The organism is Alkaliphilus metalliredigens QYMF, assembly GCF_000016985.1.
In the GTDB taxonomy this organism is placed as follows: Bacteria; Bacillota; Clostridia; order Peptostreptococcales; family Natronincolaceae; genus Alkaliphilus_A; species Alkaliphilus_A metalliredigens.
This window is the reverse complement of the sequence record NC_009633.1, coordinates 662,753-689,476: the sequence shown is the minus strand read 5'-3', so window position 1 is coordinate 689,476 and position 26,724 is coordinate 662,753. Positions and strand designations below refer to the sequence as shown.

Below are 26,724 nucleotides of genomic sequence, written 5' to 3'. Positions count from 1 at the left end.
ATATTGCATAATTCTATTTTTTTGTTATAATAGGATTTAAGATAAAGTCGAGGAGGTTTTCAATATGGAAACAAAAAACAAGAAAAAAGTTGTATTAGCTTATTCTGGAGGCTTAGACACTTCCGTGATACTTAAATGGTTAGAAGAAACCTATGGCTATGAGGTCATCGCGGCCTGTGTGAATGTCGGGCAAACAGAGGATTTTGCAGCTATTAAAAAGAAGGCCCTGGCAACCGGTGCTTCTAAGGCTTATATTGTTGATGTCACTGAAGAATTCATTACTGATTATATATTCCCTACCCTTAAGGCCGGCGCTGTATATGAAGATGATTACTTATTAGGTACTTCCTTTGCAAGACCATTGATTTCGAAAAAACTAGTAGAAATCGCTGAAAAAGAAGGGGCTGTTGCCATTGCCCACGGAGCCACTGGCAAAGGAAATGATCAAGTACGATTTGAAGCTACGATTAAGGCATTGAATCCAAATCTTAAAATCATTGCACCTTGGAGAACATGGGATTTAAAATCTAGAGAAGATTGCATTGATTATGCAGTACAGCATGGGATTCCAATCCCCGTTACAAAGAAAGACATTTATAGCCGTGATGAAAACATTTGGCATATTAGCCATGAGGGTGGTAATCTTGAAAATCCATGGAATGAGCATGATGATACTATCTATAAGCTCAGTGTGTCCCCTGAAAAGTCACCGGATACACCTACCTATGTTGAACTTGAATTTTACAAAGGAATTCCTGTGGCAGTTGACGGTGTCAAATACGAACCGATTGACATGCTGACTACATTAAATAAACTTGGTGGCGCCCATGGGGTAGGCATTATTGATATTGTTGAAAATCGTCTAGTTGGAATGAAATCCCGTGGGGTTTACGAAACACCAGGTGGTACCCTATTATTTGCAGCACATAAGGCATTAGAAAAATTAACATTAGACAGAGATACCACAAGCTTTAAGAAGGGCATTTCTGTAAAATATGCACAGTTGGTTTATGATGGTCTTTGGCATACACCACTGAAAGATGCACTAGATCAATTCGTTAATAGTACACAAGAGTTTGTGACAGGCCAAGTTAAATTAAAGCTCTACAAAGGAAATTGTACGGCTGTTGCTTCCGCTTCTCCTTTCTCTCTATACAATGAGGACTTTGTTACATTTGGAGAAGACCATGTTTATAACCAACAGGATGCTGAAGGATTTATAAACTTATTTGCCCTACCATTAACCATTCGTGCCTTAATGCTTGAGGAAAAGCTACAAGGTGAGGCAAAGGAAAAGAAAATCATATGAAACTATGGGGTGGGCGTTTTTCCAAAAATACAGCTGCACTTGTAGATCAATTTAACGCATCCATCGAATTTGATCAAAAACTGTATAAATACGATATAGCCGGCAGTGTTGCCCATGCAAAAATGCTGGCTCACGCTAACATCATTACAAAGCAGGAATCACAACTAATTGTAGAGGGACTTCAATCCATCTTAGCTGATATTGAAGCGGGCAAAGTTGAATTTCAATTAGAGCTAGAGGATATCCATATGAACATTGAAACGCTTTTGATCGATTCCATCGGAGAAGTTGGTAAAAAGCTCCATACAGCACGAAGTCGAAATGACCAAGTGGCTGTGGATATCCGTCTCTATTTACGAGAAGAAATCCTTGAAATCTGTGAATTAATTAAGCAATTGTTGATAACATTTACTGATATTGCTGAAAAACACGTTGATACCATTATGCCAGGCTATACACATCTTCAAAGAGCCCAGGCTGTGACATTAGGACATCATTTTATGGCTTATTTCCAAATGTTCAAAAGAGATCACGAACGACTATTGGACTGCTATAAGAGAGTCAATGTGATGCCCTTGGGTGCTGGTGCCTTAGCAGGTACCACCTATGCCACCGACAGAGTCTTCTTGGCAAAAGAGCTTGGATTTGACGCCATCTGCGAAAACTCATTAGATGCTGTCAGTGACCGAGACTTTATCATCGAATTTAACAATACTGCCTCCATCATTATGATGCACCTCAGTCGATTCTGTGAGGAATTGATTATTTGGAATACTGCAGAGTTTGGCTTCATCGAAATGGATGATGCCTATAGCACCGGTAGTAGCATTATGCCCCAAAAGAAAAATCCTGATCTTGCAGAATTAATCAGAGGAAAAACCGGCCGAGTCTATGGGAACCAAGTGAATATCATGACCATGATGAAGGCTTTACCTTTAGCCTATAACAAGGATATGCAGGAGGATAAAATCCCTCTATTTGATACAGTAGATAATGTAAAGGGTTGTTTAGAAATTTTTAATGAAATGATCAAAAGCACCACCTTTAAAAAAGAAAACATGAAAAAGGCCACAAAGGAAGGCTTCATGAACGCCACCGATGTCGCTGATTATCTAGTGAAAAAAGGGGTTCCCTTTAGAAGTGCCCACGAAATCGTTGGAAAAATGGTATTGCACTGTGTACAAACCAGCAAAACCATTGAAGATTTAACCTTAGATGAATTCCAAAACTTTTCACCAACATTTACAGAAGATATACTTGAAGTGATTCAAATCGAGAATTGTGTTGCCTCTAAAATTTCACAGGGCTCCACATCTCCTACCAATGTTTTGATTATGGTGAATCAAGCTAGAGTCTTTATTGAAGAGGTTCTTTCTTAAATGTGGAAATTCCATATTTAAAGTTTGGGTTATGTTGATGTAAAAGAGGTAGATGATTATCATCTACCTCTTTTTTTATGTCTCATTTTTTGCCTTCCTTCTGTTGGAAAGACTGATTCATAGCGTATAACTTCGTAATGATTTCAGTACTAATCTCATCTACCGTTTTATCATCAGTTTGTATTACCATATCGGCAGATTCGCTATAAGCTTTATTTCTCTGTTTTAATAGGTTCTCTATACCCTCTAGGCTCATCTGATCCTTAAGTACAGGTCTTGTATCATCTTGTTTAATTCGTTGATAAATGTTCTCTGGCTCTGCTTGAAGCAGTATCACTCTTCCATTTAATTTTAAATTAGAGACATTTTGTCCCTTCAGAACCACACCCCCACCACAGAAAATAATCGTATTTTTAAGATGACTCACCTCTGCCACCAATTCCTCTTCCAGCTTTCTAAAATATGCTTCTCCATACTCTTTAAATATTTTTTTAATGGTCATACCCATTCTTTCTTCGATCATTGCATCTGTGTCCACATACCTCATCTCTAGCTTTTGAGATAAATCTCTCCCCACAGTAGATTTACCCGTCCCCATGAATCCTGCCAGTACAATATTATATGGAAAAAGATTTTTGGACTGTATACTTCTACTTAATTTCATGATTCCTTGCAAAAACTGCTCTGCTTCCTGTACATACTGTTCCCCATTTATGTTTCGCAACGCTTTCTCCATTATCTCTTGCTCTCTTTGGGCATGGAAGATCGGTAGGTTATTTTTTCGTTTATTTTCTAAAATCTTCATAACCAATTCCATTCTTTTTTCAAATGTTTTCATTAATACGCGGTCACATTCATCAATTTCTTTTCGAAGTTCCTCTATTATTTCCAAACTATTCTCCACCTTTACGCTCAGTTATACATATAAATATGTATATAAAAAAGTAGCTAACTCCTCTGGAGTCAACAAAACCTCTTGAACATTTCCCTTTCCCCTAGGTAAAATAAATGAGATTTTGCCTCCTTTGTTTTTCTTATCTTTTGTCATGGCATCCAATAAGTCCGTTAATATAAATTGGCTTATATTTAAATCCAACCCTGTCTTTCTAATAATCATCTCTATGTCTCTAAAGTAACTTTCATCTATATAACCCCTATTTTTAGCTATTTGGGCCTCATAATACATCCCTAGTATGACAGCTTCCCCATGGGTGTATTTCTCATAGTGGGTTAAGGCTTCTATACCATGCCCTATGGTATGACCAAAATTTAATATTTTTCTTACACCCATCTCCTGTTCATCCTGTGAAACAATGGCTGCTTTTATTTCACAGCAACGCTTGATTATCTTCGTCACCACGGTTTCTTCTAAGGCTAATAGATTCCATAGATTTTCATTGATGTAATCAAAAAACTCACCATCATAAATAATACCGTATTTAATGATTTCACCAAGGCCACTAATCAACTCTCTATGAGGCAATGTTTTTAATAAATCGATGTCAATCACAACAACCTTGGGCTGATAAAAGCTTCCTACCATATTTTTACCCTGTTCCAGATTGACTCCAGTTTTCCCTCCTACACTACTGTCTACTTGGGCTAATAGGGTTGTTGGGACTTGGATAAAATCAATTCCCCGCATATAGATAGAGGCCGTAAAGCCTGCGATATCTCCGATGACACCACCCCCTAGGGCAATCACCTTGGAGCTTCGGGTAAGACCCTTCTCTAACATAATCTCTAGCAAATGCCCTACATTTCCAAGATTTTTTGTTGGTTCCCCTGGGCGTAGGATCACTTTTTCTAAAATACGACCCTCTACTATCTGGGTTATTTGATCTCCATAATATTTTTCTACATTTTCATCGGTAATGAGTAGGATTTTGTCTGCACCGGCTACATGTTTTCCTAGGGTTGGCAGCAATCCTTTCCCGATATAAATCCAATAACTATTTTCATCTAAATTGATGTATAACTTTTCCATGTTTTTCGAATCTCCTCTAAAGAATCTGAGCCGAATTTTTTTAAAAATTCTTGGGCAATAACAGTAATGGCTACCATCTCCCCCACAATGGAGGCCGCTGGAACCGCACAGCTATCGCTTCGCTCCACTGTGGCTAGGACAGCTTCCTTTGTTTCTATATCTACAGTCCGAAGGGGTTTGTAAAGAGTGGGTATGGGTTTCATGGCACATCTAAGGTGGATGTTTTCTCCATTAGACATCCCCCCTTCTATACCCCCTGCATAGTTAGTCTTTCGATAGTAATCCTTTTCTTGACTAAAAAAGATTTCATCGTGAACCTGTGAACCCTTTTTCTGGGCCTGGTCAAATCCACAGCCTACCTCCACCCCTTTGATTGCCTGTATACTCATAAGGGCATGGGCCAGCTTAGCATCTAGCTTATGGTCCCACTGAACATAGCTTCCTAATCCTCTAGGTACACCAGTGACATGAATTTCAAAAATGCCCCCTAGGGAGTCTCCCTCTTCTTTAGCCCTTTTGATTTCCTCAATCATGGCCTTTTCTACCTCTGGGTCAAGACATCTCACTTCAGAATCCTCTGCTCTCTTGATTTTTTCTATATTTTCTACTGGCTCCCCTAGGGATACGCTACCGATGGCCGTCACATGACTATACACCTCGATATGAAATTCTCTCATCAATTGTTTTGCCAGACTCCCTATGGCTACCCTTACAGCTGTTTCCCTGGCGCTACTTCTTTCTAGAACGTTGCGAATATCATCAAACCCATATTTAAGAGTCCCTGTTAGATCCCCATGACCAGGACGGGGCTGGGTCACCCTTTTTTCTTCTCCATCCACAGCCTCGGGGTTCATATAGGGCTCCCAATTGGCATAATCCTTGTTCTCGATCAGGAAGGAAATTGGACTGCCTAGGGTTTTACCTCCCCTGACCCCCGATAAAATCTCCACCCGATCCTTTTCTATTTTCATTCTACCCCCTCGACCGTAGCCCCTTTGCCTTCGGCCCAAGTCTCTGTTGATTTCCTCTATATCTATTTTCACATTTGCAGGAAATCCTTCTATCACCCCTACTAAACTTTTTCCATGGGATTCTCCTGCCGTCAGTAATCGAAACATATTCTCATCTCCTTAGTAAACCCTACCTATGGGATAGGACCCAAAAATCTTGAATTTATTGACTTCTTTTCTGATACGTTCTAACACGCTTTTACACTTTTGATCCTCTCCATGACCATTGAAATCAATATAAAAAATATATTTCCCTAGCTCTGCTTTGGCCGGACGGGATTCCACTCTTGTTAAATTTATTTTTTCCTGGGCGAACTCCCTTAAGATGCCATACAGGCTCCCAGGGTAATCCTCATGAAAGGAAAAAGCAATAGAAGTTTTGTCATTACCTGTAGTTATTGTATCTTCTATTCCTATGATAATAAAGCGGGTTTGGTTATTTTTATTATCCTGTATATCCTTGCAAAGGGTTTTTAGTCCATTGTTCTCCCCTGCCCAGCTGTTGGCAATGGCTGCATAGGCAGAGGCCTGGTCTTTCTCTTTTATCATTTGACAAGCAGCCGAAGAGCTTTCACTGGGAATTAACACCGCATGGGGGTAATGAGTTGCTAAAAACTCGCGACATTGTTCAAGGGCTTGGGGATGGGAGGCGACATAGTTGATCTCTCCTATACTTTCCCCTAAGCTCAACAGATTATGTCGTATTTGAAGAACCAGCTCTCCTTTGATTTTAGAATCCACTGTTTCCATAAGGGCATCCATTGTTTGGGTAACAGCTCCCTCTGTAGAATTCTCTATCGGCAGGATGCCTTCCTCTATTGTTCCATTCTCTACACCCTGAATAATTTCCCTAAAGCCCCTCATGCTAATTAATGTTCCTTGGGGAGCATAACACTTTGCTGCGGTATAGCTATAGGAGCCCTCAGGCCCTAAATATCCTATCTTCATTTCAGCCCCTTCTTTCTAACGCTATCTTTGATTTATCTAACAACGGCCTTTAATTTCTCTTCAAAGTTCGGGAAGGATATATCGATACATTGACTGTCATTTATTTTGATAGGCTCTTGGGCAAACAAACCACATATAGCCATGGCCATGGCGATACGATGATCCCCATAGCTCTCTACCCTGCCTCCAGTGATGACCTGTCCTCCCTCTATCTCCATACCATCAGGTAGCTCTGTCACCTTGATTCCAACTTTTTGCATCTCGGTTACCATGGCCGTAATCCGATTGGATTCCTTCACTTTTAGCTCCTCTGCCCCGGTAATGATGGTCTTTCCTTCAGCTGTAGCAGCAATGATGGCTAGCACTGGAATTTCGTCAATCAATCGAGGTATTATCTCTTTACCAATTTCAGTCCCATAAAGCTTCTTTCCTCTAATCATGATATCCCCAATTTCTTCTCCACCACTTTGTCGGAGGTTATGGATTTCAATATCCCCTCCCATGTCCCGTAACACATCAATAATACCCGTACGGGTGGGGTTTAGCCCTACACCTTCAGTGATTAAGAAAGAGCCTGGTAGCGCTGCTGCCCCGGCCATAAAAAAGGCCGCAGAAGAAATATCTCCCGGTACTTCTATTGATTGACCGTAGAGCTCTGATTTCCCTAGCCTAGTCACACCTTGGTCTGTAGAGATATTAGCCCCTAGGCCCTTCAGCATTTTTTCCGTATGATCACGTGAGGTGATTTTTTCTCTGACAATCGTATCTCCTTCACCATAAAGTCCCGCCAGTAAAATAGCTGATTTTACTTGAGCACTGGATACAGGGGAAGCATAATCCATTCCCTTTAGGTTCCCCCCACGAATGACTAAGGGTGCTAGGTTGCCATAATCTCTTCCTTCAATAAATGCTCCCATTTTTCTTAGGGGTGTGGCGATTCGCTCCATGGGTCTTTTTCTTAGGGAGGCATCCCCAGTCACAATGGTTAAAAACTTCTGACCAGCCAATATACCAGATATGAGTCTAATGGTGGTGCCAGAGTTCCCAGCATCTAATACATTCAAGGGTTCACTTAGACCATGAAGTCCCTTTCCCTGGATGATGATTTCAGTGCCTCTGTCTTCTATATCAATCCCTAAATCTCTAAAGCAACTAATGGTACTGAGGCAATCCTCTCCCCGAAGAAATCCCTTCACTCTGCTGGTGCCTTTACTAATACTAGACAGCATGATAGCCCTATGAGAGATGGACTTATCTCCCGGAACCGTCATTTTTCCTTCTAACTTCTCCACTTTATTTGTTACCAACATCTTGGCCCTCTCCTTTACGATAGGTTAATGAAAATCCCCCTTGTTTTAAAACATGTAACGCCTTTTCTTCTTCTGTTTTGGAGGCCAAGGCAATTCTTATGGCTCCGGTTTCCCCTTCTCTGGCATGTAGAATTTCAATTTCTTTGATATTTATATTGTTCTTACCCATGATTTGGGTAAGCTCTCCTAGAACCCCAGGTCGATCTCCCACGTCAATAATCAAATCGTAGAGAGGAGGGATATAGTCTCTAGAGGTATGTGGGATACTATCTCTGATTAATTTTGCCCTTTGTAAATTTTCTAGCACTTCTTCTGATTCATCATCCTGTAATAGCACCTTGAACTCCTGAAGCATTTCCCCAAGGGTATCGATGCCCTCTAGAATTTCTTTTTTATTATAGAAAAAAATATCCTGCCACATTTTCGGGTTACCTGCAGCTATTCGAGTTGTATCCCTAAATCCACCACCAACAAAGGGTATATAGGAAATACTATTTTTCCTATCCAGCATATTTGCCAGTAAAACCGCTGCTAGATGGGGTATATGGCTAATAAGGGCAACAATCTCATCATGTTGCTTGGTCTCTACCACTACAGGAAATGCTCCCAGTAGCTTAACAAAATCCTTTAGTCCCTCAATGGTTTCCTCCTTGGTATAAGGATTGGGTGTGAGGAAGTAATAGGCATTTTCATAGAGAAAAGGACTGGCTGCATGGAACCCTCCTTTTTCCGATCCTGTCATGGGATGGCCCCCTACAAATTGAATGCTTTGGGATAACTCCTGTGATATGATCTCCTCTACACAGCCTTTTACACTGCCTACGTCCGTAACAACAACATCCTTAGGAAGCGATTCAGCTATTTCTTTAAGGACTTGCCTATAATAACCAAGGGGTACGGCTAGAATCACAAGATCTACTTCTTTTACGCCTTCCCCTAGGTCTTGATAGCCTTGGTCAATGGCTCCTATGGCTTCAGCCTCCTCCAAGGATTGCCGTGATGAATCACATCCAATAATTTCCCCCTCATATCCCGCCTTCCTTAGGGCCAATGCAATAGACCCACCGATTAACCCCATACCTATAATGACCACTCTCTGAAACGGAATCATTAGCATTCACCCCCTCGTACAACATTGATTTCTGCAAGCAATTCACGTAATCTTATTTTTAATTAACTACTTTACTGAATATTTCTATAATTGTCAAGCAATGTTTTTTTGCTCTATACAATTTTTTAACAAATTCAACAGGTTTTTCTTCTATCCCATATACCCACTTAAAATATTTTCCGTACTATTAAAATTTTTTTCGTTGACACCCTGAACTTTTCGCTATATAATCACTTTTAAAACATTCTGTAAATTTCTACGCATGTTTTAAGTTTGCTAGGGGATAATGAATACAAGATGAAGGATGGGATGATTTCTATGTTAAATACCATTAGAGAGAATAGTCAATTGAATCGCTATTATTTTAACTTTTACTGGGGCTTTTACTTTTTTAGCGCCAGCTATTTTGCATGGAAAAATAATAGAGAACAATATTTCTTTCTAAGGAACAAAATCAGCCAACAATGGATACCCGTATAGTTTTACTCACAACTATACCTCAATCTTTGTTATACAGGTGGATTCCTCTTAGGAATCCACCTTTTTTATATATAAGCACTTAAATTTTTTTTAAAAATAAAGGAGGAATAAAAATGGTAATTGTAATGAAACCCAAGACACCACAGGAAATAATCGAAAAAATCAAAAATAAGATGATTAGTTTAGGATGCCATGTCCATGTAGTCCAAGGAGATGACCACTGCCTATTAGGCTTAGTTGGTGATACAAGAAGAATCAACCCCGGTCAAATCGAAGCAAATGAGTCTGTAGAAAAATTGATAAGGGTATTGTCCCCTTATAAATTAGCCAGTCGACTTTTCCAGCCTGAAGATACGGTTATTGATGTAGATGGCTTCAAAATAGGCGGCGGGCATATTGCCATTATGGCAGGCCCTTGTGCCGTTGAAAGCGAAGAGCAGCTCATGACCATCGCCCATGCTGTCAAAAAAGAGGGGGCCCAATTTCTAAGAGGTGGGGCCTTTAAGCCAAGAACCTCCCCCTACAGCTTCCAGGGAATGCAAGAAGAAGGTCTGAAGCTTTTGAAAAAAGCCAAGGAAGCCACGGGAATGCCCATTGTCACTGAGGTTATGTGCCAGGATACCTTTGATGTGGTGGAGGAATATGCTGATATTTTACAAATTGGCGCTCGAAATATGCAAAACTTTCCCCTATTGAAAAGGGCGGGAAAATCTAATAAACCGATTTTATTGAAAAGGGGAATGTCTGCCACCCTTGAAGAACTTTTAATGTCGGCTGAATACATTATGTCTGAAGGCAACCTCAATGTGATCCTTTGCGAAAGAGGTATCCGTACCTTTGAAACCTACACAAGGAACACATTAGACATTAGTGCTGTCCCCGCAATTAAGGAGTTAAGTCATCTTCCCATTATTATTGATCCTAGCCATGCCGCTGGAAGATGGTCTATGGTGGAACCCTTATCCAAGGCTTCCATTGCAGTAGGTGCTGATGGGTTAATCATAGAGGTTCATCACCAACCAGAGTTGGCTGTGTCCGATGGTGCACAATCCTTGAAGCCCTCTAAATTTGCTCACCTAATGAGGTCAATCGAAAAAATAGCAAAAATATAATCATATATGATTCACAACATTCTAAGGGGGAAAAGTAATGAAGAAGTTAAGTATTGTTTGTATGATAATTCTAGGGCTGGTACTATTAACAGCCTGCGGAGGAAATAGCGATGTGGCTGGTGATGGGAATCAGACTGTGCGTATCAATTTCCCAACAGCAACAACTACAGGTACCCTTTATCCATTAGGGGCTGCCATGGCCAATGTTTGGAATACTGAGTTAGATAATGTAAGGGTTTCTTCACAGGCTTCTGATGGTGGTGTTCACAACTTAAACCTGATGAGAGATGGCGATGCTCAGATTAGTTTTGCCACTTCAGGTATTATGCTAGAAGCTTTAGAAGGTACAGGAACCTTTGAAGGTAGACCCTATGAAGATCTGCGAATTATTGCAGGACTCTACTATAACCCAAATCAATTTGTTGTGAGAAAAGGTTCTGGTGTGACAAATATTTCCCAGATAGAAGGGAAAAATTTTACTCCTGGAGCAGCTGGTTCTACAGTTGAAGTTGAAACAGGCGTATTGCTTAGAGCATACGGTATCGATTATCCTGATGGTATTCGACCTCATTTTGTTGGTTTTACTGAAGCGATTGATCTAATGAGAAACAATCAAATAGACGGTGCCTACATACAGGCAGGTCTTCCAACTGCAGCCGTAACAGAAATGATATCCACTGCCGATGGCGCTCTTTTAAGTATGGATGAGGACATAATTGAATCTTTAATGGATGACTATCCTTGGTACTCACGTTTTACCATACCTGCAGATGCTTACCCTAACCAGACTGAAGGCATTGATACAGTTGCAATTAAGATGATGTTAATGGCAGACGCATCGGTATCCGATGATTTAATCTATGACTTAATGAAGACCTTCTGGGAAAATGTAGATAAACCTGCATTAAAAGATGCTCACAGAATAGTAGAGCAAATTAAAATTGAAAATGCAGCAAGTGATCTCTCTGGCATGCCTCTACACCCAGGAGCAGAAAGATATTATCGAGAAGTTGGAATAATAGAATAGCTTTACCTTAATTTATAATATCATACATTAAAATGCCTGTAGAGGTTGAAATGGACTAAATCCAATCCCACCTTGACGGGCATTTTATGTACATTTTAAAAAGGTAATCTTAATAAGTTTATCAGAAAAGGGGGTTTTCAAGTGCTTAATGAAGAGAAACAGGAGGAAATCACAGGTAAAGCAAAGGAAATTTTAGAAAAAAATGAAGATGTATATAAAGTAAGAGTTTATTTAGGAAGCTTTAGTAAAGTCGTCACCATAATCGCAGTATTCTGGTCCTTATTTCAATTATATGCAACTGGTTTTGGAGTTTTTGATGCAATTAGATTAAGAGCATGGCATATCATTTTCTTATTCACCATGGCATTTTTATTATATCCTACCTATTCCAAAGAAAAAAAAGTGAGAAGCGTACCACCTATTTGGGACATTGTCTGCATTGCCCTTAGTATAGGATCCTTTGGATATCTACTTTTAAACTATCAAAATATTGTTTTACGTGGCGGCTATCTTCTTCCCATGGACTATATCATTGCATCCGTTGCTATCCTTTTGGTTTTTGAGGTATCAAGGCGAGTTGTTAAAAACCTAGCAGTATTGGCAGCAATATTTTTTCTTTATAATTTTTTAGGTCAATACATTCCAGGGGCATTTGGACACGGGGGCTTTTCTTGGAGACGTGTTGTACAACATATGTTTTGGGGCAGTCAGGGTATTTTAGGAGTAGGCGTAGGGGTTTCCACTACATTTATTTTTGTTTTTATCCTGTTTGGTGTTTTTCTAAAATATAGTGGGTTTAGTGAGTTTATTAATGATTTAGCATTGTCTGTTGCCGGCGGTACCGCTGGGGGACCTGCTAAGGTAGCGGTTCTTGCAAGTGCTTTAATGGGAATGATTAATGGAAGTGCGCTGGCCAATGTGGCCACTACAGGAGTAATCACCATACCTCTGATGAAGAAAAATGGATATAAAGCTGATTTTGCTGGTGCTGTTGAGGCTGTGGCTTCCACAGGTGGTCAATTTGCACCTCCTATCATGGGGGCAGTCGGTTTCGTTATGGCTGAGTATTTAGGTGTACCCTATGTCACAATAATGTTTGCAGCTGCCATACCTGCTTTTTTGTACTACTTATCTCTTATCTTGGCCGTACACTTTGAGGCAAAAAAGCAAGGTCTAAGGGGCATTTCTAAAGAAAATCTTCCAAAGGCAATGGAAGTGATTAAACAAAGAGGACATTTATGCTTACCTTTAATCACATTGATCATTATCCTATTCCTCGGTTATACAGCATTATATGCGGCTATATTTGCAATGTTTTCTACAATTGTTGCCAGTTGGTTGAAGAAAGAGACGCGAATGTATCCTAGAACCATTCTACAAGCACTTGATGAAGGTGCTAGAAGCGTTGTTGGTGTAGGCGTGGCATGTGTCATCATTGGTATTGTTGTTGGTACAGTCTCCTTGACAGGGTTAGGTCTGACCTTTGGATATGAAGTCACACAGTTTGTAGGGGAAGGCCAGTTACTCTTAGGTGGCATTCTTATCATGCTGATTAGTATCGTCCTGGGCATGGGGGTTCCAGGAATAGCAGCTTATGTAATTGTAGCCGCAGTGGCGGCACCAGTATTAATAAGAGCTGGTGCAATTCCTATCGCAGCCCATATGTTTGTACTGATGTATGCATCACTATCCAACATAACGCCACCAGTGGCCATGTCTTCCTATGTAGCAGCAGGAATATCAGGAGCTGATGAAAACAAAACGTCATATATCGCCATGAAATTAGGGTTAACTGGATTTATTATTCCTTTCTTCTTTATCACCAACCCGATCCTACTTTTACAAGATGCTAGTATCGGGCCAGCAGTCATGGCTACCCTTTCAGCTACAGTTGGCATTATCGCTTTAACCAGTGTGCTTCAGAGGTGGCTGATCACTAAGAATAACCTGCTTCAGCAAGCTATTCTTTTAATCACAGCATATCTAACCATTCAACCATCTGTTTATTATGATTTAGTAGGCCTTGGATTCTTTATTACAATCCTAGTATGGCAAACCCTAATCAACAAAAAAGAAGCTTCTGCTTCTGTTGAAGAACAAATTCCCCAATGAAATAGAGAAAAACATTTCAAAATTCAAGCTTTAGAATACAATCAGAGTCAATCAAAATCATAAAGACAAGATAAAAAACCTTCGTAAGAAGGTTTTTTATCTTGTCTCCTATTATATTCTCTCCTTAGGTGTATATTTTGTATGTAATAATTTATGGGCTAACTCACCATAAAAAGGCTCTCCTAAATATTCTTCATACATTTTGATGACTTCAGGATTCTCATGGGATTTTCTGATTTTCTTTCCTTGGTCCTCTTTGTAAAGAGAGCGTTGTCTTGCCTTAACCACTTCATCATTACCATAATGATAAGGCTGACCACCACCACCGATACAGCCTCCCGGACACGCCATGATTTCAATGGCATGATATTCAGATTTACCATTTCGAATATCCTCCAGTAGCTGTCTGGCATTTCCCAATCCATGGGCAATCCCTATTTTTATTTCTCGTCCCTTTAGATCTACAGTGGCTTCTCTTAGTCCATCCATTCCCCGAAGCTGGTGGAATTCTACTTGCTCTAGTTCTTCTCCGGTAATCCACTCATAGGCTGTTCTCATGGCTGCTTCGATGACGCCACCGGTTGTGCCAAAAATAACAGAGGCTCCTGTGGATTCTCCCAGGGGATGGTCATAGTCTTCATCTGCTAATTTATCAAAATCGATACCAGCTTCCTTTAGCATATCCCCTAGCTCCCTGGTGGTAATGACAATATCCACATTATCGTGATCATCAATACTCAGTTCCGTCCTAGCTGCCTCTGCCTTTTTAGCTACACATGGCATAATCGAAACCACCACCATCTTTTTAGGATCGATTCCCATTTTTTCAGCTAAGTAGGTCTTTGCTATGGTTCCAAACATAATATGAGGAGATTTGCAGCTAGAGGGTATATCCACCATGTCAGGAAACTGATGCTCAATAAAGCTTACCCAAGCAGGACAGCAACTGGTTAACATCGGCAGCCTACCTCCGTTTTCCAATCGATCTATTAATTCCTTGGCCTCCTCCATGATGGTGACATCTGCGCCAAAATCCGTATCATAAACTTGATCAAACCCTAGGCGCCTTAAGGATGCCGCCAGTTTTCCAGTTACAAGGCTTCCCGCCTCCATACCAAATAATTCTCCTAGGGCAACTCGAATCGCTGGGGCAGTTTGAACCACCACATATTTATCTGGATCATGGAGTGCCTTCCATACCTTCCGGGTATGATTCACCTCTGTCAATGCAGCGGTTGGACACACTGCAACACATTGTCCACAATAGGTGCAGGAGGTTTCCACCATTGGCAAATTAAATGCAGGCCCCACCACTGTATCAAATCCTCTGTTTAGTGCAGATAAAATACCACAGGTTTGTATCTCATTACATGCCGTTTCACATCTTCGGCATAAAATGCATTTATCCTGATTTTTAATGACTGCCTGGCTAGATGTGTCTAAATGATATTTGTTTCGTTTTCCCGAATAATGTATTTCTCGAACATTCAATTCCTTCGCAAGGGATTGCAGCTCACATTTTAAATTTCTTTGACAGATCAAACAATCGGTAGGATGGTTGGATAATAGTAGTTCAACCGATGTTCTTCGAGCCTTTATCGCTCTATAGGTATCTGTCCGAATGATCATGCCATCCTTCACTGGTGTTGCACAGGCAGGAGCCAACCTTGGACTATCCGCCACCTCCACCATACAAACTCGACAGGATGCAGTTCGGTTCACCATTTTCAAGTCGTGGAGGTCTAAATGGCATAGGGTGGGGATCTTGACCCCAGCCTCTATGGCTGCATTCAAAATCGTATATTCTCTAGGCACTTTTACCTTTTTATCATTGATTGTTACACTAACTGATTCCTTCAAATTCACACCACCTTTATCAAGATTTCATCTTCGGGCTTATCTGGTTCGGGCCTGACTCCCCGATGTTTCAGCTTCCTGAAACCAGTTCACTTTATGTTGTGGCCTTAGCCTTTTTCTTACCCATAGCACATACCCCAGCTGGACATGTTTTATCCATCACATGGGCTTTGTATTCATCTTCAAAATATTCCAGTGTACTCAAAATAGGATTGGGGGAGCTTTGGCCTAATCCACAAAGAGAGCTATCCTTAATGATTTCTCCTAGACTTTTTAGATTATGTAAATCCTCTCGTGTTCCTTTGCCATTGGTAATTCTAATTAATATTTCGTGAAGTCTCTTATTTCCGATTCTACAGGGGGTACACTTCCCACAGGATTCATCTTCAGCAAATTCAAGGTAGAACTTTGTAATATTCACCATACAGTCATCCTCGTCCATTACAATCATTCCCCCTGATCCCATGATAGAGCCAACCTCCTGTAGGGTTTGATAGTCCACATGGGTATCTAGATAGGCTTCAGGAATACAACCACCAGAGGGTCCTCCTGTTTGTACAGCTTTAAACTTTTTATTGTCCCTGATGCCCCCTCCAATATCAAAGATAATCTCCCTTAGGGTGATCCCCATGGGAACCTCCACTAGCCCTACATTATTTACCTTTCCAGCCAGTGCAAATACCTTTGTCCCCTTACTATCCTTTGTTCCAATACGGCTAAACCACTCCGAACCCTTCAAAAGAATTTGTGGAATATTGGCCAGTGTTTCTACATTATTAACACAGGTGGGTTTATCCCATAGACCACTTTCAGCAGGAAATGGGGGCTTGGCATTTGGCTCTCCTCTTCCCCCTTCTATGGAATTAAGAAGTGCTGTTTCTTCTCCACAAACAAAGGCTCCCGCTCCATACTTCAGTTCTATATCGAAATTGAAATCACTATCAAAAATACGCTCCCCCAGAAGTCCATATTCTCTAGCTTGCTCTATGGCAATGTTCAGCCGTTGAATCGCCAGGGGGTACTCTGCCCTGATATAGATATATCCTTTTTCAGCACCAATGGCATATCCGGCTATGGCCATTGCCTCAAGGATGCTATGGGGGTCTCCCTCCAATATACTTCGATCCATAAAGGCTCCAGGATCTCCCTCATCTGCATTACAAATAATAAACTTCAGATCATTTTTGTTTCCATGGGTTAGCTCCCATTTCCTTCCTGTGGGAAATCCGCCACCGCCCCGACCTCTTAATCCACTTGCCTTTATAACTTCAATTACTGCCTCTGGAGTCATTTCTTTTACTGCTCGTCCCAAGGCTAAGTAACCATCTTCAGCAATATATTCCTTTATATTCTCTGGATTAATAAAACCACAATTTCTTAATGCCAGTCTTAATTGTTTTTTATAAAAAGACATTTTTTCTTGCTGCGTAATTTTCTGTTCCAGGGCAGGTTCCTCGTAAAGTAATCGTTCGACGACTCTCCCCTTAATCACATGCTCTTCTACAATTTCATTAACATCCTCTGGTTTCACCTCTACATAAAAAACATGGTCCGGGTGAATTTTAATAATGGGTCCCTTCTCACAAAATCCAAAGCATCCTGTTTTAACAATTTGTACTTCTTTTTCATATCCCTTTTCTTTTAATGTTTCCTCTAGATTCTTAATGATCTCTTTACTCTCTTGGGATTCACAGGCGGTTCCTGCGCAAACCAACATATGTAAGCGGTATTGTTTCATTAACTTCCCTCCAATACTTTAAACCCGATCAAAGGATTTAGAGATAATTAAATCCTGTAATAGTTCACCTTTTTCGATGTGCTTCCCTATGATTTCAATTGCTTTTTCCTGATTAATGTGACCATACAAAACAGGGGACGCACCGGGTGCATTGACCTGTACAATAGGTTCATCATGACAATAACCCATACACCCCACTTGAACTAAGTACACATTTTTCATTTTTCGCTTATCTATTTCCTCTAAAAGTGTATTAAATGTATCTCTTGCTCCAGCTGCGATTCCACAGGTGGCCATTCCCACCATAATTTTGATATGCTTTTCATCCTCTGATTTTCTTAAGTCCATTCCTTGCTGTACTTCTTCTCTTATTTTTTGTAATTCTTCTAAAGATTTAATAGATGACACCCGATCTCCTCCTATGGATACTCCGACATAATTTTTTCTACATCCTCTGGTTTCACCCTACCATAGACTTTTTCATCCACCACAATTAACGGCGCAAGCCCACAGGCCCCAACACAACGTACATCCTTCAATGTAAATTTCATATCTTCAGTGGTCTTTCCAAGCTTTATATTGAGTTGACTTTCCAATTCTTCAATGATTTTTCCGATCCCTTTGACAAAACAAGCCGTCCCAGTACAAACATTAATGGTATGCTCACCCCTAGGCTCCTGTGTAAAATAGCTATAAAAAGTAATGACACCATTTACCTTTGCCCCAGATATACCCAACCTCCTAGCCACAAACAGTTGAATATCTCTAGGTAAATATCCAAATATTTGTTGTGCTTTATGAAGTATTTGAATTAATCGACCCTCAAGTGACGGCAAATCATCAATATAGGCTTCTAGTTCTTGGTATTTTTCCTTAGGTAATGGCTTTTCAAGATCATTTCTTTCTTGTTCCTTTAGATCCTCCGCCATCTATGCTTCCCTCCTGTCAATTTTGATAATTTATGATATTCAAATGTTAGTTTTAGTTATTTTTTGATGATTTATACAAAAAATAAAACCGACTCCAGCCAGAGTCAGTAGTTAATTTAATAATAGATTTTATTTGTTTTTTATCTCTATTTAAATATCATTGGTTTGTTTATGATAACCTCTATTCTACTTAATGATTTTTCTATATATTTTCAGCAGGTTTGGCATATTTATAGTCAATATCATCGTCGTATCTTGGAATAATAACCTCATCTACTTTTTCAACCTCTACTTGAACGTTATTGTAAAAAGTTTCCATTTCCCACATAAATCCCTGCCTTATGTATAGCGCAGACTCTAAATCCTCAGGAGTCCCTATGGCAGTAATGACAAAAGGTGGTTTCATAGGAACTGAATTAACCATGATATTATTTGAAGTAAAATATATCGCTGTATTATCTATATATCTTTGATCATTGATTGAAATTGCCTCTGCCATTGTGGCATTTAGAATACTAATTAAATATACTATCATTTCATAGTTATACATAAGTACGCTTGACGCACTATTAAAATCATATGCTGGGGAGCTTGGAGAATCAGTAAGCGTAATTTTCAATCCAGGTCCTTTTACATCTGTAGATCCAATCATCATATGATATCGCTGTAAATCAGTTTTCAGATTATTTATAATTACATTCTCATCATCTCGAGATATCTTATATTCTGCGACTCGTTTTTCTAAATTTGTTAATTCCTCCATAAGCATGGTTCTCTCATTTTTTAGTTCATTTAATTCAATAGATATTTGTTGTCTGTTAAATTGAGGTATAAAAGCTTTATTACTGGTAGTTTTGTTGCTTTTATAATGTATTGAAATGCTAATCCCTAAAAATACACATAGCATCACGATCATAAGTCTTCCACTGAGATTATTCATTTAATGTCCCTCCTGTTTAAACTTATTCCATATAAATCGAAGTGAATGTCATAATAAAGGTGTCCTAATTATCAAAAGATGACCTAATTTACTAGGGCATCTTTTGTGTTTGAGGCAGAGCTATTTGTATCTCCATAACAGTGCCCTTATCATTTAATTTTATATATCGATTTACCTGAACAACCTTGAAACAACAATTGCCATTAATCCCCCCACAAGAGATGTATAAAACTGTGGTAGAGACAGTGCCGCAATTAATGGTGGCGGTATCTGAGGCACAAAGAACACCACCACATACCTTATGGAGAAGGCTAAAAATCCAGCCTTCCCAATGGCAGCTATTCCTAAAGCAATATACTCCCATTGCCTTCCTTTATTTTTTCTCATCACATGAAAAAGAACAACAAATAGACAGTTTCCCATCATAATAAAGGGTACCACAGGAAACAGTCCCATGATGCCTACTAAAAATGCAACCAAGGGAGTGAGGCATCCTATCATCATGCCAGCAGTTACCCCCACTTTTATCACACTCATGATTAATACCATATTCACTAAGGGGCCAACCACTGGCTGAGCAAAACCTGTGAATCCAATTTGAAATACCAATGCCAAAGCCAATAGCACCCCAGTCCTTGCTATATAATTGTTTTTGTCCCTTACCTTTGCTATCATTTATCTTACACCTCCAGAAAGAATACTCGTTATTATATCTATGTCATTATATCTATGTCAATTTAGGATAAACATATTACAGGTAGGTAGCTCAATAATATAGGAAAACCCAATTTCCTTTTGTGAACATTGGCGTAATCATATTGTCAAAATTTAAAAAAGTCTTAACAACACCTTTATTTTCACTTCATCTCTTATATCTTCCATATTCTCCCCCCCCTTTCGTTTAGATTAATTCTATATATAAAACATAGCATACACTATAGTAACATAAATAATCAAAATATGGAATAATTATCATAAGTTTACATATTTTTGGTGCAACAGTTGTGCAACAGGAGTTGTGCAACTGGGACGGTTCTCGTTGCTAAGTTTTCTTGATCACTTGTCTAGTAATCCCAGTTATTCTTGAAATCTGGAGAATAGAAATCCCCTCAATTTCCTTGGCTTTTCCTAATATCTTATTTCGTTTATCTTTTTCTAGTTTTTGAAGGTCTGATATGCTTTTGGGATTGTCCATTTCTTTGATCCGTTCTCTTGCTTTTTCATCAGTTAATCTTATATTATTTTTAATTTCTAAACACTGTTCATCACTAAACTCATTCATCTAATGTATATATCTTTTTATCGCCATGTCTTTTTCTCTACTCAGCATCCTCAGGTAAAATTCAACATCGGTGATACCATGTCCTTCAATATAATGATTGTAACTGCTCCATTTATAATCTTTTATACTTGATACTTTTGCTTTCACAGGATTCTGATGTATATATCTTGTGACTGTATGAAGATATGAATCAGTTTCTACTACTTCGCTTTTATACCGATCTTGAAATAAATGTCCATTCCTCTCATATTTGCAATTGAAATAGTGCACATAGCTTGTGCCAATCTTTTTAAATATCTTTGATAGTTTTACTTCTTTTTCTTTGATTAATAAATGAACATGATTATTCAGTAGGCAATATGCATATACTTCAAAACCAAGCTCATTCTTAAATCTCGCCATTGTTTCTAAGTACCTTTTCCTATCTTCATTATCTTCAAAAATATTTTGTTGGTTTATTCCTCGTACTATCACATGATAAATTCCTGTTTTACTTCTTTGTCTTGCTTCCCTTGGCATCTCTATCACCCCTACTTGCAATATATCATATTTAAAAATGTACGCCAACAAGAACCGTCCCCATTGTCTCCTACATAAAAAACTAGTGAATTCAATGCTTTCACTAGTTTTTATATGTTTTTAAGCAAGAGCTATTATCATATTGTTAATTCTTTACTAGAGACTTTTTCACTGATCCCCAAACGTCCCCTTAGCTTCATTGTCTTTACATAGAAAATATTTCCTCTAGAATCTTTGTGCTTTTTTTATCTAGAATATAGACTAATTCCGTTCCTGAAAAAGTTATGTATGATTTTCCTTCCAGGTTGTCAATTAAAATATGTAGAAGAAAAGAACCTTTTTGTATTTTATCATCCTCAATATACTCAAATTCAGGCCTTATGTGGAAGTAGTACTCAAAAGACTCTAGATTAATATTATCCGGAAGATCTATTTTTTTAATCCCTTCTGATGTATCTAACGAATTTATTATTATCATAAATTTTGATAACTTTCCTTCATCATAGATGACACCTATTTGATTATTGCTAAATTTAGAGAAACTGTCAAATTCATAAATTTCTATCTTTTGTACTGATGTAATTTCTATTCTTGTTTTATCTGGATTAAAATAGTTATTGATTAAAACAGCAAATATAATAATAAGTATAATAAAAATAATATAATTAGTTTTTTCCATAATAATATTATCTAGGAACTACTAATCCTGAGTGTTTATGATATGTGTAAGGGCAATGGACTCCAGAATCTTTATCTTTAGTAAAACCGGAGCAATATGCAGGTCCTTCATTTGTATTACAATTACATGAACCTATACCTGTACACCTACTGCCTGCTTGAACTATTGCTATATGACAATCACTTGAATAAAAATTTCTCAAAGCAGCAGCTCGCTCTAAAGCAGTTCCATTCCTCCAATCATAATGTATATCATCTGTAAGTTGTCCATTAAATCTATTACAGTGAACCCAGTCACCAGGATAATATATATCACCATAACCTTTACTGGAAATATTAATAGATTCATCTTCTTTTTCAGCCATTATCTAAATTAATTCTCCTGCACTAGTTCTGAAAACAACTTCTGATTTATTTGAACTAGTCTTCTCAATAGAAGCGGTAAAGAAGTCTTCAATTATTTTAGCATCATCGTGATTAGAATGGCTAATAATATTATGTTCATGCTCAGCATCTGTTCTTGATATTACTTTTGTATCTTTAGCTACCCGAGTAGTACCTTCAGGACTAACATTTACTGGAATTCCGTCTGCATAAAAAACAAGTCCTTGTTCAGCAGATGGTAGTATTCTAGTTTTAATTTTCACACTCACATAATCTTCTGTATAAATTATATCAGCATTAAAATATTCTCTTAAGAACTCTATACCTTCTTTTGTAAATACTTCTTCAAAAACATCTCTAGGAAAATTATCAACTGTTTCAGTAAAAACATCTACTTCTTTCAATTCAACAGATAGATCTACTTTATTTGTGTGTGATATGTTTTTTTCATCCGAAGATAAAGAGTTATTTTCAGCAAAAACCACTGTTGCTAGACTTCTTTTTCTATATTTGTTTATTTCATAGTTTTCTAATGGTTTATTAGGGGTATCTAGTGGTGCATCTATGGGTACTAGAATAATGGAAATAATAAGGAAGATTGGTAAAAAAAATTGAGGCTAGGTTTATTAACATATATTTTTGTAAAGGTTAGTATATTCGTGACAGCTAAGCGCATGGTGGTACTGAAAAAGTACACACATGGTTCTATCTCATCATATTATTCAACTTTTAAACTTAATATAGCATGCAAGATGATTTATAATCAATACAATTGGCTTAAGTGGTTGAAAAGGTGTCCTAACTAACAAAAGATGACCTACTTTACCAGGTCATCTTTCTATTTGAGGCAGAGCTATTTGTATCTCCATAACAGTGCCCTTATCATTCAATTTTATATATCCATTGTTTTGAACAATTACTTTTTTTATATTTCTTAATCCAATTCCATGGTTAGATTTATCTGGCTTTGTTGTAAATGATTGTTCTATACTTTCTTCATCTATAAAATAAGAAGGTGATTTGGTGTTTACTATCTTTATAATAAGGTATCCTTCATTAACGTACATCTTCAAATCAATCGTCATGTTAACGGAATTCGAGCTTATACATGCTTCAATAGCATTATCTAGCACATTACTTAAAACGATCGATAAGTCAATATCATCAATGGTTAAATTCCTAGGCACATCAATTTCAATATCAAAAGATATTTTTTCTCTCCGTGCTTTTTCTCTTTTAATATCAACCAATACCATAATGATTGGATGGCCTATATCTATAATCTCATTTACACTAGAGAATTCTTCTTCGATACAGTGCAACAGGGACGGTTCTCGTTGCTAAGTTTTCTTGATCACTTGTCTAGTAATCCCAGTTATTCTTGAAATCTGGAGAATAGAAATCCCCTCAATTTCCTTGGCTTTTCCTAATATCTTATTTCGTTTATCTTTTTCTAGTTTTTGAAGGTCTGATATGCTTTTGGGATTGTCCATTTCTTTGATCCTTTCTCTTGCTTCCCTTGGCATCTCTAGCCCCCCTACTTGAACATATCATATTCTAAAATGCACGTCAACGAGAACCGTCCCCACTGTACGCATTCGATTAGCAAGACTCAAGAATATACCTATTATTAGTGCAATGATTCCGTTAAGGCCAATTAAAGATAGTCCTCCCTTAGGTACCATTATAATAATGAGAATATAATGAGAAATTCTGAAAGTGTAAATTTTTTCATGTAAATTACTCTCCTCTATACAATCATGAGTCATCATATAGTAAAACAACTAATATACCCTATCTAGCTATTATACGATCTGGAATAAATCTTTCTAAGTGCCGATTTATCCTTGCCTTCTCTTCAATATTAATCTTCAAACAACAATTTGCTTTCTCTTGTATCTCTTTTTTATTCTTTTTCCAGAAAAACAGTAAAAAAGGTTTAGAGGTCCAATAATAGTGTATCTCTAAAGTGCCTGCTTCTTTCCATTCAGCTAAGACTATGTTTTCCCAAGGGATAAACCCTATTCCATGATTAATTCCATTTTCTCTTATTTCTAGTTGTCGTAGAAGCCGTAAGACCAATAAAAGTCCAAGTTGCAAAAATACATACAGTACAGCAATGTATCTCAAAAGCCTCATTAAAATCATTCCTTCTATGATTTCTTGTGATAAACTTGACTCCATAAGAAATTGGACATAATTATTAGCGCTAATATAGATAAACCCTATCAATCCTAGTAATGCTATCAATACAATCCAAAGAGAATAATTGATTTTTTTTAGCTTCACCTTCATTATTTTTTTTCCTGCCCATTGGGAAAAAAATATTTCTCTATAAATAACCCGTAGGCCTAGAGGTATATGTATTATGGCAATAATTATTGGAACTTGCAAAAAATTTTTTAAGGTTAAGGATTCCCAAGGCAATTCAAAAATATTAATACTATCGATGCCGTCATTGTTACAAGAAGTTAAAAATAGGGTAATCGTAATAATTAAAGCAAGAAAATAACGTTTTTTATCCATTCAATATCTCCCTTTCTTCCATGTTTACTGATTTTTCTTTCTAAAGTTCATTTATATAAATCATCCCTACAAAACTTTAAATGATCAATATCCCTTGACCATCTCTGTATGATTGAAAACTATGAAGAATATCCTTCTATCAATCTCTAAAAAAATAATTGTATAGGCTTCTATTTACTTAGGTTACTTCATAGTTTTATCTTATTTATTGTAATACATAGTAAAATTTTTATTGATATGCTAACAAGATGAAGTACAATTCCCCCATAGTCGGATGATGGTATCTTGATCCAAATATGAGGGATATAATATCTTAAGTTCTTTAAAGCACTACAATAAATTTTGAACGACAGATTTATAAATTAGGTGCCCATGCAACATACCTATCAAACCAATCACCTGCCGGTACATAGTTACCCTGCATATCAAGACCTAATGCACGTTCATTATATGCATATGTTTTAAAATGTGTTTGATGCTCGAACTTTTGCTGAGTGAATCTGAGAGTGTTTGTTTGAGCAGCAATTCCCGAAGCAAGTATAGTTGATGCAAATACACCTGCATAGTCCGCTTCTGGAGGAAGAAGCCCTGCTAACCTTGCTAATATAAAAGTAACTAAAGCACCTGCACCTATGTCTATAATGCTTTCCATCCATGTATTGTCTACGACTCTTGTTGTAATATATGTCCAACTCCCACCAGGGTTTGGAATCGTTACGTAACTTGACATTGGTGCAATAATATCATCCCCTACAAGGTCTTGCTCTAATTCATCTTCTGCATATATGACATCCTGGCCATTAAATGATACCACTTTTTCTTGCTGATAGGAAACTTCTTGTTCATAAGCTATTTCTCTACCGTTAACGGTCATTATATTTTCTTTTTCATATGATATTACTTCTACGTGACCATCTGTAACAGATACATATACATCATCGTTGGATGTACTATAAATTAACACTGGTTTTCCTTCATGCACCATTGCCCAAAGCAAGTTATTAAGTTCTTTTACATTTTCATCTGCTATTTTCTGCTCTTCAACTGACAGTTCACTTAAATTTGTAAGCCCTGGTTTATGTAATCTTTCTTCGAGCATATCTCTTTCAACCTTACTCAAATTACTCATATACTTCTGTACTTCTGAGTTTATCTCTAGGTGGTTAAAATTGCTCTGTGCTGAAACTGTAAAAACAAAGGACATACAAAATACTAATACTAATGATATTATTTTTTTCATTTCATTACCCCTCTCAAATAGTTTTTTAGTTCACTATTTCTTTCCAGGATACTTAGGTTGATACAAGAAACCAATACAATTGATACTACCACCAACTTCAGCAAATACGCCAACGAGAACCGTCCCCACTGTCCATAACTTTTTGAATAAGACTCCTACCAATACTCAATATCCTCTCAAGTTGGCTAATACTGGCGCCGGTCTCTTGTTTCCTTCTCTATAAGATGCAAGAATTTATCATAATTATCCTCTGCGACAAAAATATTCCTTTTATCTATCCCCCGCATCATTACATGATTCATTCCTGTTTGACTTTTTTCTCTAGCATTTCTTGGCATTTTCATCACCCATGATTATATTATCATTATCAAATATAGGTGTCAGTCAAAGCGTCCCTTTGACTTCAGCGTCCCTTTGACTTCTTTAACTTTTATTTAAAATAGTTCATATATTTTCCATAAAAATATATAAACTTTCATCAGGGTATTTTTTTAATTTTATATGTACTTTATATGTACTTTGTCACCCTTATTTAAATCTTGAGTGCGATCAACTCCGTTATAATACTCTGATTGTGCCATATTAACTCTAAAAATTTCACCATGACTATTCTCAATGTAATAAACTAGTATATACAAATTTCTAACATTGCAGACATGTCTATAATATACTGTATAGGGCCTATTGATTACTTCCCATTCTATAAACTTCCCTCGTAAGTTTAAATAGATAGCATTCTTTTCTACTCGTTGCTTTTTTATGTACTCATATGTTTCTACTACTGCAATAAATCCTCCTAGTATCAACATGCCTCTCCACACTATAGCACCTCCAATTTAACCATAA

29 protein-coding genes and 1 pseudogene are annotated in these 26,724 nt (G+C 37.8%); 5 read left to right on the top strand and 25 right to left on the bottom strand.

Annotation, left to right across the window (positions count from 1 at the left end):
- Positions 1 to 64: 64 nt before the first annotated feature.
- Both AMET_RS03255 and argH read left to right on the top strand, forming a co-directional pair.
- Positions 65 to 1,309, top strand: coding sequence for an argininosuccinate synthase (locus AMET_RS03255; protein ID WP_011971786.1), 1,245 nt, complete (start codon positions 65 to 67; stop codon positions 1,307 to 1,309).
- Positions 1,306 to 2,688, top strand: coding sequence for an argininosuccinate lyase (gene argH, locus AMET_RS03250; protein ID WP_011971785.1), 1,383 nt, complete (start codon positions 1,306 to 1,308; stop codon positions 2,686 to 2,688). Before AMET_RS03255 ends, argH begins: the two co-directional genes overlap by 4 nt.
- 82 nt (positions 2,689 to 2,770) lie before the next feature.
- Here argH and AMET_RS03245 read toward each other — a convergent pair whose 3' ends face one another.
- The 6 genes from AMET_RS03245 to AMET_RS03220 are packed head-to-tail and all read right to left on the bottom strand — an operon-like array spanning position 2,771 to position 9,054.
- Positions 2,771 to 3,580, bottom strand: coding sequence for a chorismate mutase (locus AMET_RS03245; protein ID WP_011971784.1), 810 nt, complete (start codon positions 3,578 to 3,580; stop codon positions 2,771 to 2,773).
- 24 nt (positions 3,581 to 3,604) lie between these two features.
- Positions 3,605 to 4,675 (bottom strand): 3-dehydroquinate synthase, encoded by a 1,071-nt coding sequence (gene aroB, locus AMET_RS03240; RefSeq protein WP_011971783.1) that lies wholly within the window; start codon positions 4,673 to 4,675, stop codon positions 3,605 to 3,607.
- Positions 4,651 to 5,793 (bottom strand): chorismate synthase, encoded by a 1,143-nt coding sequence (aroC, locus tag AMET_RS03235; protein ID WP_011971782.1) that lies wholly within the window; start codon positions 5,791 to 5,793, stop codon positions 4,651 to 4,653. The genes aroB and aroC overlap by 25 nt, the downstream gene beginning before the upstream one ends.
- 12 nt (positions 5,794 to 5,805) lie before the next feature.
- Entirely contained in the window at positions 5,806 to 6,633 is an 828-nt protein-coding gene (pheA, locus tag AMET_RS03230; RefSeq protein WP_011971781.1) for a prephenate dehydratase, read from the bottom strand.
- 32 nt (positions 6,634 to 6,665) lie between these two features.
- Complete coding sequence (aroA, locus tag AMET_RS03225) at positions 6,666 to 7,943, bottom strand: 3-phosphoshikimate 1-carboxyvinyltransferase (RefSeq protein WP_011971780.1); 1,278 nt, start codon at positions 7,941 to 7,943, stop codon at positions 6,666 to 6,668.
- Positions 7,927 to 9,054 carry a prephenate dehydrogenase gene (locus tag AMET_RS03220; RefSeq protein ID WP_011971779.1) on the bottom strand — a complete coding sequence of 376 codons (1,128 nt, stop codon included), beginning with the start codon at positions 9,052 to 9,054 and terminating at the stop codon, positions 7,927 to 7,929. The genes aroA and AMET_RS03220 overlap by 17 nt, the downstream gene beginning before the upstream one ends.
- 593 nt (positions 9,055 to 9,647) lie before the next feature.
- Here AMET_RS03220 and aroF point away from each other — a divergent pair.
- The 3 genes from aroF to AMET_RS03205 all read left to right on the top strand — a co-directional run bounded on the left by aroF (position 9,648) and on the right by AMET_RS03205 (position 13,785).
- Positions 9,648 to 10,646, top strand: coding sequence for a 3-deoxy-7-phosphoheptulonate synthase (gene aroF / locus AMET_RS03215; RefSeq protein ID WP_011971777.1), 999 nt, complete (start codon positions 9,648 to 9,650; stop codon positions 10,644 to 10,646).
- A 37-nt stretch (positions 10,647 to 10,683) separates the two neighbouring features.
- Positions 10,684 to 11,673, top strand: a complete 990-nt coding sequence (locus AMET_RS03210) for a TAXI family TRAP transporter solute-binding subunit (protein ID WP_011971776.1) — start codon at positions 10,684 to 10,686, stop codon at positions 11,671 to 11,673.
- A 141-nt stretch (positions 11,674 to 11,814) separates the two neighbouring features.
- Complete coding sequence (locus tag AMET_RS03205; protein ID WP_011971775.1) at positions 11,815 to 13,785, top strand: TRAP transporter permease; 1,971 nt, start codon at positions 11,815 to 11,817, stop codon at positions 13,783 to 13,785.
- 111 nt (positions 13,786 to 13,896) lie between these two features.
- Here AMET_RS03205 and AMET_RS03200 read toward each other — a convergent pair whose 3' ends face one another.
- From AMET_RS03200 to AMET_RS03135, 19 genes and pseudogenes are all read right to left on the bottom strand, one after another.
- The gene (locus AMET_RS03200) at positions 13,897 to 15,645 is read right to left on the bottom strand and encodes an NADH-dependent [FeFe] hydrogenase, group A6 (protein WP_011971774.1); all 1,749 of its coding nucleotides are present in this window, start codon (positions 15,643 to 15,645) and stop codon (positions 13,897 to 13,899) included.
- Positions 15,646 to 15,736: 91 nt separating this feature from the next.
- Positions 15,737 to 17,380 (bottom strand): NuoF family protein, encoded by a 1,644-nt coding sequence (locus AMET_RS03195; RefSeq protein ID WP_011971773.1) that lies wholly within the window; start codon positions 17,378 to 17,380, stop codon positions 15,737 to 15,739.
- Positions 17,381 to 17,398: 18 nt separating this feature from the next.
- The gene (locus AMET_RS03190) at positions 17,399 to 17,788 is read right to left on the bottom strand and encodes a (2Fe-2S) ferredoxin domain-containing protein (RefSeq protein ID WP_011971772.1); all 390 of its coding nucleotides are present in this window, start codon (positions 17,786 to 17,788) and stop codon (positions 17,399 to 17,401) included.
- Between the two features lie 11 nt (positions 17,789 to 17,799).
- Positions 17,800 to 18,309, bottom strand: coding sequence for an NADH-quinone oxidoreductase subunit NuoE (gene nuoE / locus AMET_RS03185; protein ID WP_011971771.1), 510 nt, complete (start codon positions 18,307 to 18,309; stop codon positions 17,800 to 17,802).
- A 202-nt stretch (positions 18,310 to 18,511) separates the two neighbouring features.
- Complete coding sequence (locus AMET_RS03180) at positions 18,512 to 19,249, bottom strand: DUF881 domain-containing protein (RefSeq protein WP_011971770.1); 738 nt, start codon at positions 19,247 to 19,249, stop codon at positions 18,512 to 18,514.
- A gap of 171 nt (positions 19,250 to 19,420) precedes the next feature.
- The gene (locus tag AMET_RS03175; protein WP_011971769.1) at positions 19,421 to 19,924 is read right to left on the bottom strand and encodes an ECF transporter S component; all 504 of its coding nucleotides are present in this window, start codon (positions 19,922 to 19,924) and stop codon (positions 19,421 to 19,423) included.
- A 367-nt stretch (positions 19,925 to 20,291) separates the two neighbouring features.
- On the bottom strand, positions 20,292 to 20,531 hold the full coding sequence (locus tag AMET_RS24770) for a hypothetical protein (RefSeq protein WP_083760813.1): 240 nt from the start codon (positions 20,529 to 20,531) through the stop codon (positions 20,292 to 20,294).
- Positions 20,532 to 21,101 carry a transposase gene (locus tag AMET_RS03170; protein WP_157047139.1) on the bottom strand — a complete coding sequence of 190 codons (570 nt, stop codon included), beginning with the start codon at positions 21,099 to 21,101 and terminating at the stop codon, positions 20,532 to 20,534.
- 154 nt (positions 21,102 to 21,255) lie between these two features.
- Positions 21,256 to 21,729 carry a hypothetical protein gene (locus tag AMET_RS03165; protein ID WP_011971768.1) on the bottom strand — a complete coding sequence of 158 codons (474 nt, stop codon included), beginning with the start codon at positions 21,727 to 21,729 and terminating at the stop codon, positions 21,256 to 21,258.
- Between the two features lie 7 nt (positions 21,730 to 21,736).
- Positions 21,737 to 22,093, bottom strand: coding sequence for a hypothetical protein (locus AMET_RS25345; protein WP_011971767.1), 357 nt, complete (start codon positions 22,091 to 22,093; stop codon positions 21,737 to 21,739).
- A 3-nt stretch (positions 22,094 to 22,096) separates the two neighbouring features.
- Positions 22,097 to 22,597 carry a hypothetical protein gene (locus AMET_RS25340; RefSeq protein ID WP_011971766.1) on the bottom strand — a complete coding sequence of 167 codons (501 nt, stop codon included), beginning with the start codon at positions 22,595 to 22,597 and terminating at the stop codon, positions 22,097 to 22,099.
- A gap of 6 nt (positions 22,598 to 22,603) precedes the next feature.
- Positions 22,604 to 22,711: pseudogene (locus AMET_RS27260) on the bottom strand (accessory gene regulator B family protein); the annotation flags it as partial.
- Between the two features lie 231 nt (positions 22,712 to 22,942).
- Entirely contained in the window at positions 22,943 to 23,362 is a 420-nt protein-coding gene (locus tag AMET_RS03155; protein WP_207636411.1) for a GHKL domain-containing protein, read from the bottom strand.
- A 90-nt stretch (positions 23,363 to 23,452) separates the two neighbouring features.
- Positions 23,453 to 23,638, bottom strand: coding sequence for a hypothetical protein (locus AMET_RS03150; RefSeq protein WP_011971764.1), 186 nt, complete (start codon positions 23,636 to 23,638; stop codon positions 23,453 to 23,455).
- 268 nt (positions 23,639 to 23,906) lie between these two features.
- Positions 23,907 to 24,638, bottom strand: coding sequence for a hypothetical protein (locus AMET_RS03145; protein WP_011971763.1), 732 nt, complete (start codon positions 24,636 to 24,638; stop codon positions 23,907 to 23,909).
- Between the two features lie 355 nt (positions 24,639 to 24,993).
- Positions 24,994 to 25,878 carry a hypothetical protein gene (locus AMET_RS03140; RefSeq protein WP_011971762.1) on the bottom strand — a complete coding sequence of 295 codons (885 nt, stop codon included), beginning with the start codon at positions 25,876 to 25,878 and terminating at the stop codon, positions 24,994 to 24,996.
- Between the two features lie 33 nt (positions 25,879 to 25,911).
- The gene (locus tag AMET_RS24765; RefSeq protein WP_011971761.1) at positions 25,912 to 26,040 is read right to left on the bottom strand and encodes a cyclic lactone autoinducer peptide; all 129 of its coding nucleotides are present in this window, start codon (positions 26,038 to 26,040) and stop codon (positions 25,912 to 25,914) included.
- A 23-nt stretch (positions 26,041 to 26,063) separates the two neighbouring features.
- Positions 26,064 to 26,216, bottom strand: coding sequence for a hypothetical protein (locus tag AMET_RS26145; protein WP_198135383.1), 153 nt, complete (start codon positions 26,214 to 26,216; stop codon positions 26,064 to 26,066).
- 159 nt (positions 26,217 to 26,375) lie between these two features.
- The gene (locus AMET_RS03135) at positions 26,376 to 26,687 is read right to left on the bottom strand and encodes a hypothetical protein (protein ID WP_011971759.1); all 312 of its coding nucleotides are present in this window, start codon (positions 26,685 to 26,687) and stop codon (positions 26,376 to 26,378) included.
- Positions 26,688 to 26,724 lie beyond the last annotated feature (37 nt).

Bases quoted from the DNA above. Each gene is read 5' to 3' on its own strand.
- pheA (WP_011971781.1), bottom strand. From the start codon at position 6,633: ATGAAGATAGGATATTTAGGGCCTGAGGGCTCCTATAGCTATACCGCA.
- aroA (WP_011971780.1), bottom strand. From the start codon at position 7,943: ATGTTGGTAACAAATAAAGTGGAGAAGTTAGAAGGAAAAATGACGGTT.
- AMET_RS03255 (WP_011971786.1), top strand. From the start codon at position 65: ATGGAAACAAAAAACAAGAAAAAAGTTGTATTAGCTTATTCTGGAGGC.
- aroC (WP_011971782.1), bottom strand. From the start codon at position 5,793: ATGTTTCGATTACTGACGGCAGGAGAATCCCATGGAAAAAGTTTAGTA.
- AMET_RS03135 (WP_011971759.1), bottom strand. From the start codon at position 26,687: ATGTTGATACTAGGAGGATTTATTGCAGTAGTAGAAACATATGAGTAC.
- AMET_RS03195 (WP_011971773.1), bottom strand. From the start codon at position 17,380: ATGAAACAATACCGCTTACATATGTTGGTTTGCGCAGGAACCGCCTGT.
- AMET_RS03220 (WP_011971779.1), bottom strand. From the start codon at position 9,054: ATGATTCCGTTTCAGAGAGTGGTCATTATAGGTATGGGGTTAATCGGT.
- AMET_RS26145 (WP_198135383.1), bottom strand. From the start codon at position 26,216: ATGCCAAGAAATGCTAGAGAAAAAAGTCAAACAGGAATGAATCATGTA.
- AMET_RS03140 (WP_011971762.1), bottom strand. From the start codon at position 25,878: ATGAAAAAAATAATATCATTAGTATTAGTATTTTGTATGTCCTTTGTT.
- argH (WP_011971785.1), top strand. From the start codon at position 1,306: ATGAAACTATGGGGTGGGCGTTTTTCCAAAAATACAGCTGCACTTGTA.
- AMET_RS03145 (WP_011971763.1), bottom strand. From the start codon at position 24,638: ATGGATAAAAAACGTTATTTTCTTGCTTTAATTATTACGATTACCCTA.
- nuoE (WP_011971771.1), bottom strand. From the start codon at position 18,309: ATGGCGGAGGATCTAAAGGAACAAGAAAGAAATGATCTTGAAAAGCCA.
- aroF (WP_011971777.1), top strand. From the start codon at position 9,648: ATGGTAATTGTAATGAAACCCAAGACACCACAGGAAATAATCGAAAAA.
- aroB (WP_011971783.1), bottom strand. From the start codon at position 4,675: ATGGAAAAGTTATACATCAATTTAGATGAAAATAGTTATTGGATTTAT.
- AMET_RS03210 (WP_011971776.1), top strand. From the start codon at position 10,684: ATGAAGAAGTTAAGTATTGTTTGTATGATAATTCTAGGGCTGGTACTA.
- AMET_RS03165 (WP_011971768.1), bottom strand. From the start codon at position 21,729: ATGGAAAAAACTAATTATATTATTTTTATTATACTTATTATTATATTT.
- AMET_RS03175 (WP_011971769.1), bottom strand. From the start codon at position 19,924: ATGATAGCAAAGGTAAGGGACAAAAACAATTATATAGCAAGGACTGGG.
- AMET_RS25345 (WP_011971767.1), bottom strand. From the start codon at position 22,093: ATGGCTGAAAAAGAAGATGAATCTATTAATATTTCCAGTAAAGGTTAT.
- AMET_RS24770 (WP_083760813.1), bottom strand. From the start codon at position 20,531: ATGAATGAGTTTAGTGATGAACAGTGTTTAGAAATTAAAAATAATATA.
- AMET_RS03180 (WP_011971770.1), bottom strand. From the start codon at position 19,249: ATGAATAATCTCAGTGGAAGACTTATGATCGTGATGCTATGTGTATTT.
- AMET_RS03150 (WP_011971764.1), bottom strand. From the start codon at position 23,638: ATGCCAAGGGAAGCAAGAGAAAGGATCAAAGAAATGGACAATCCCAAA.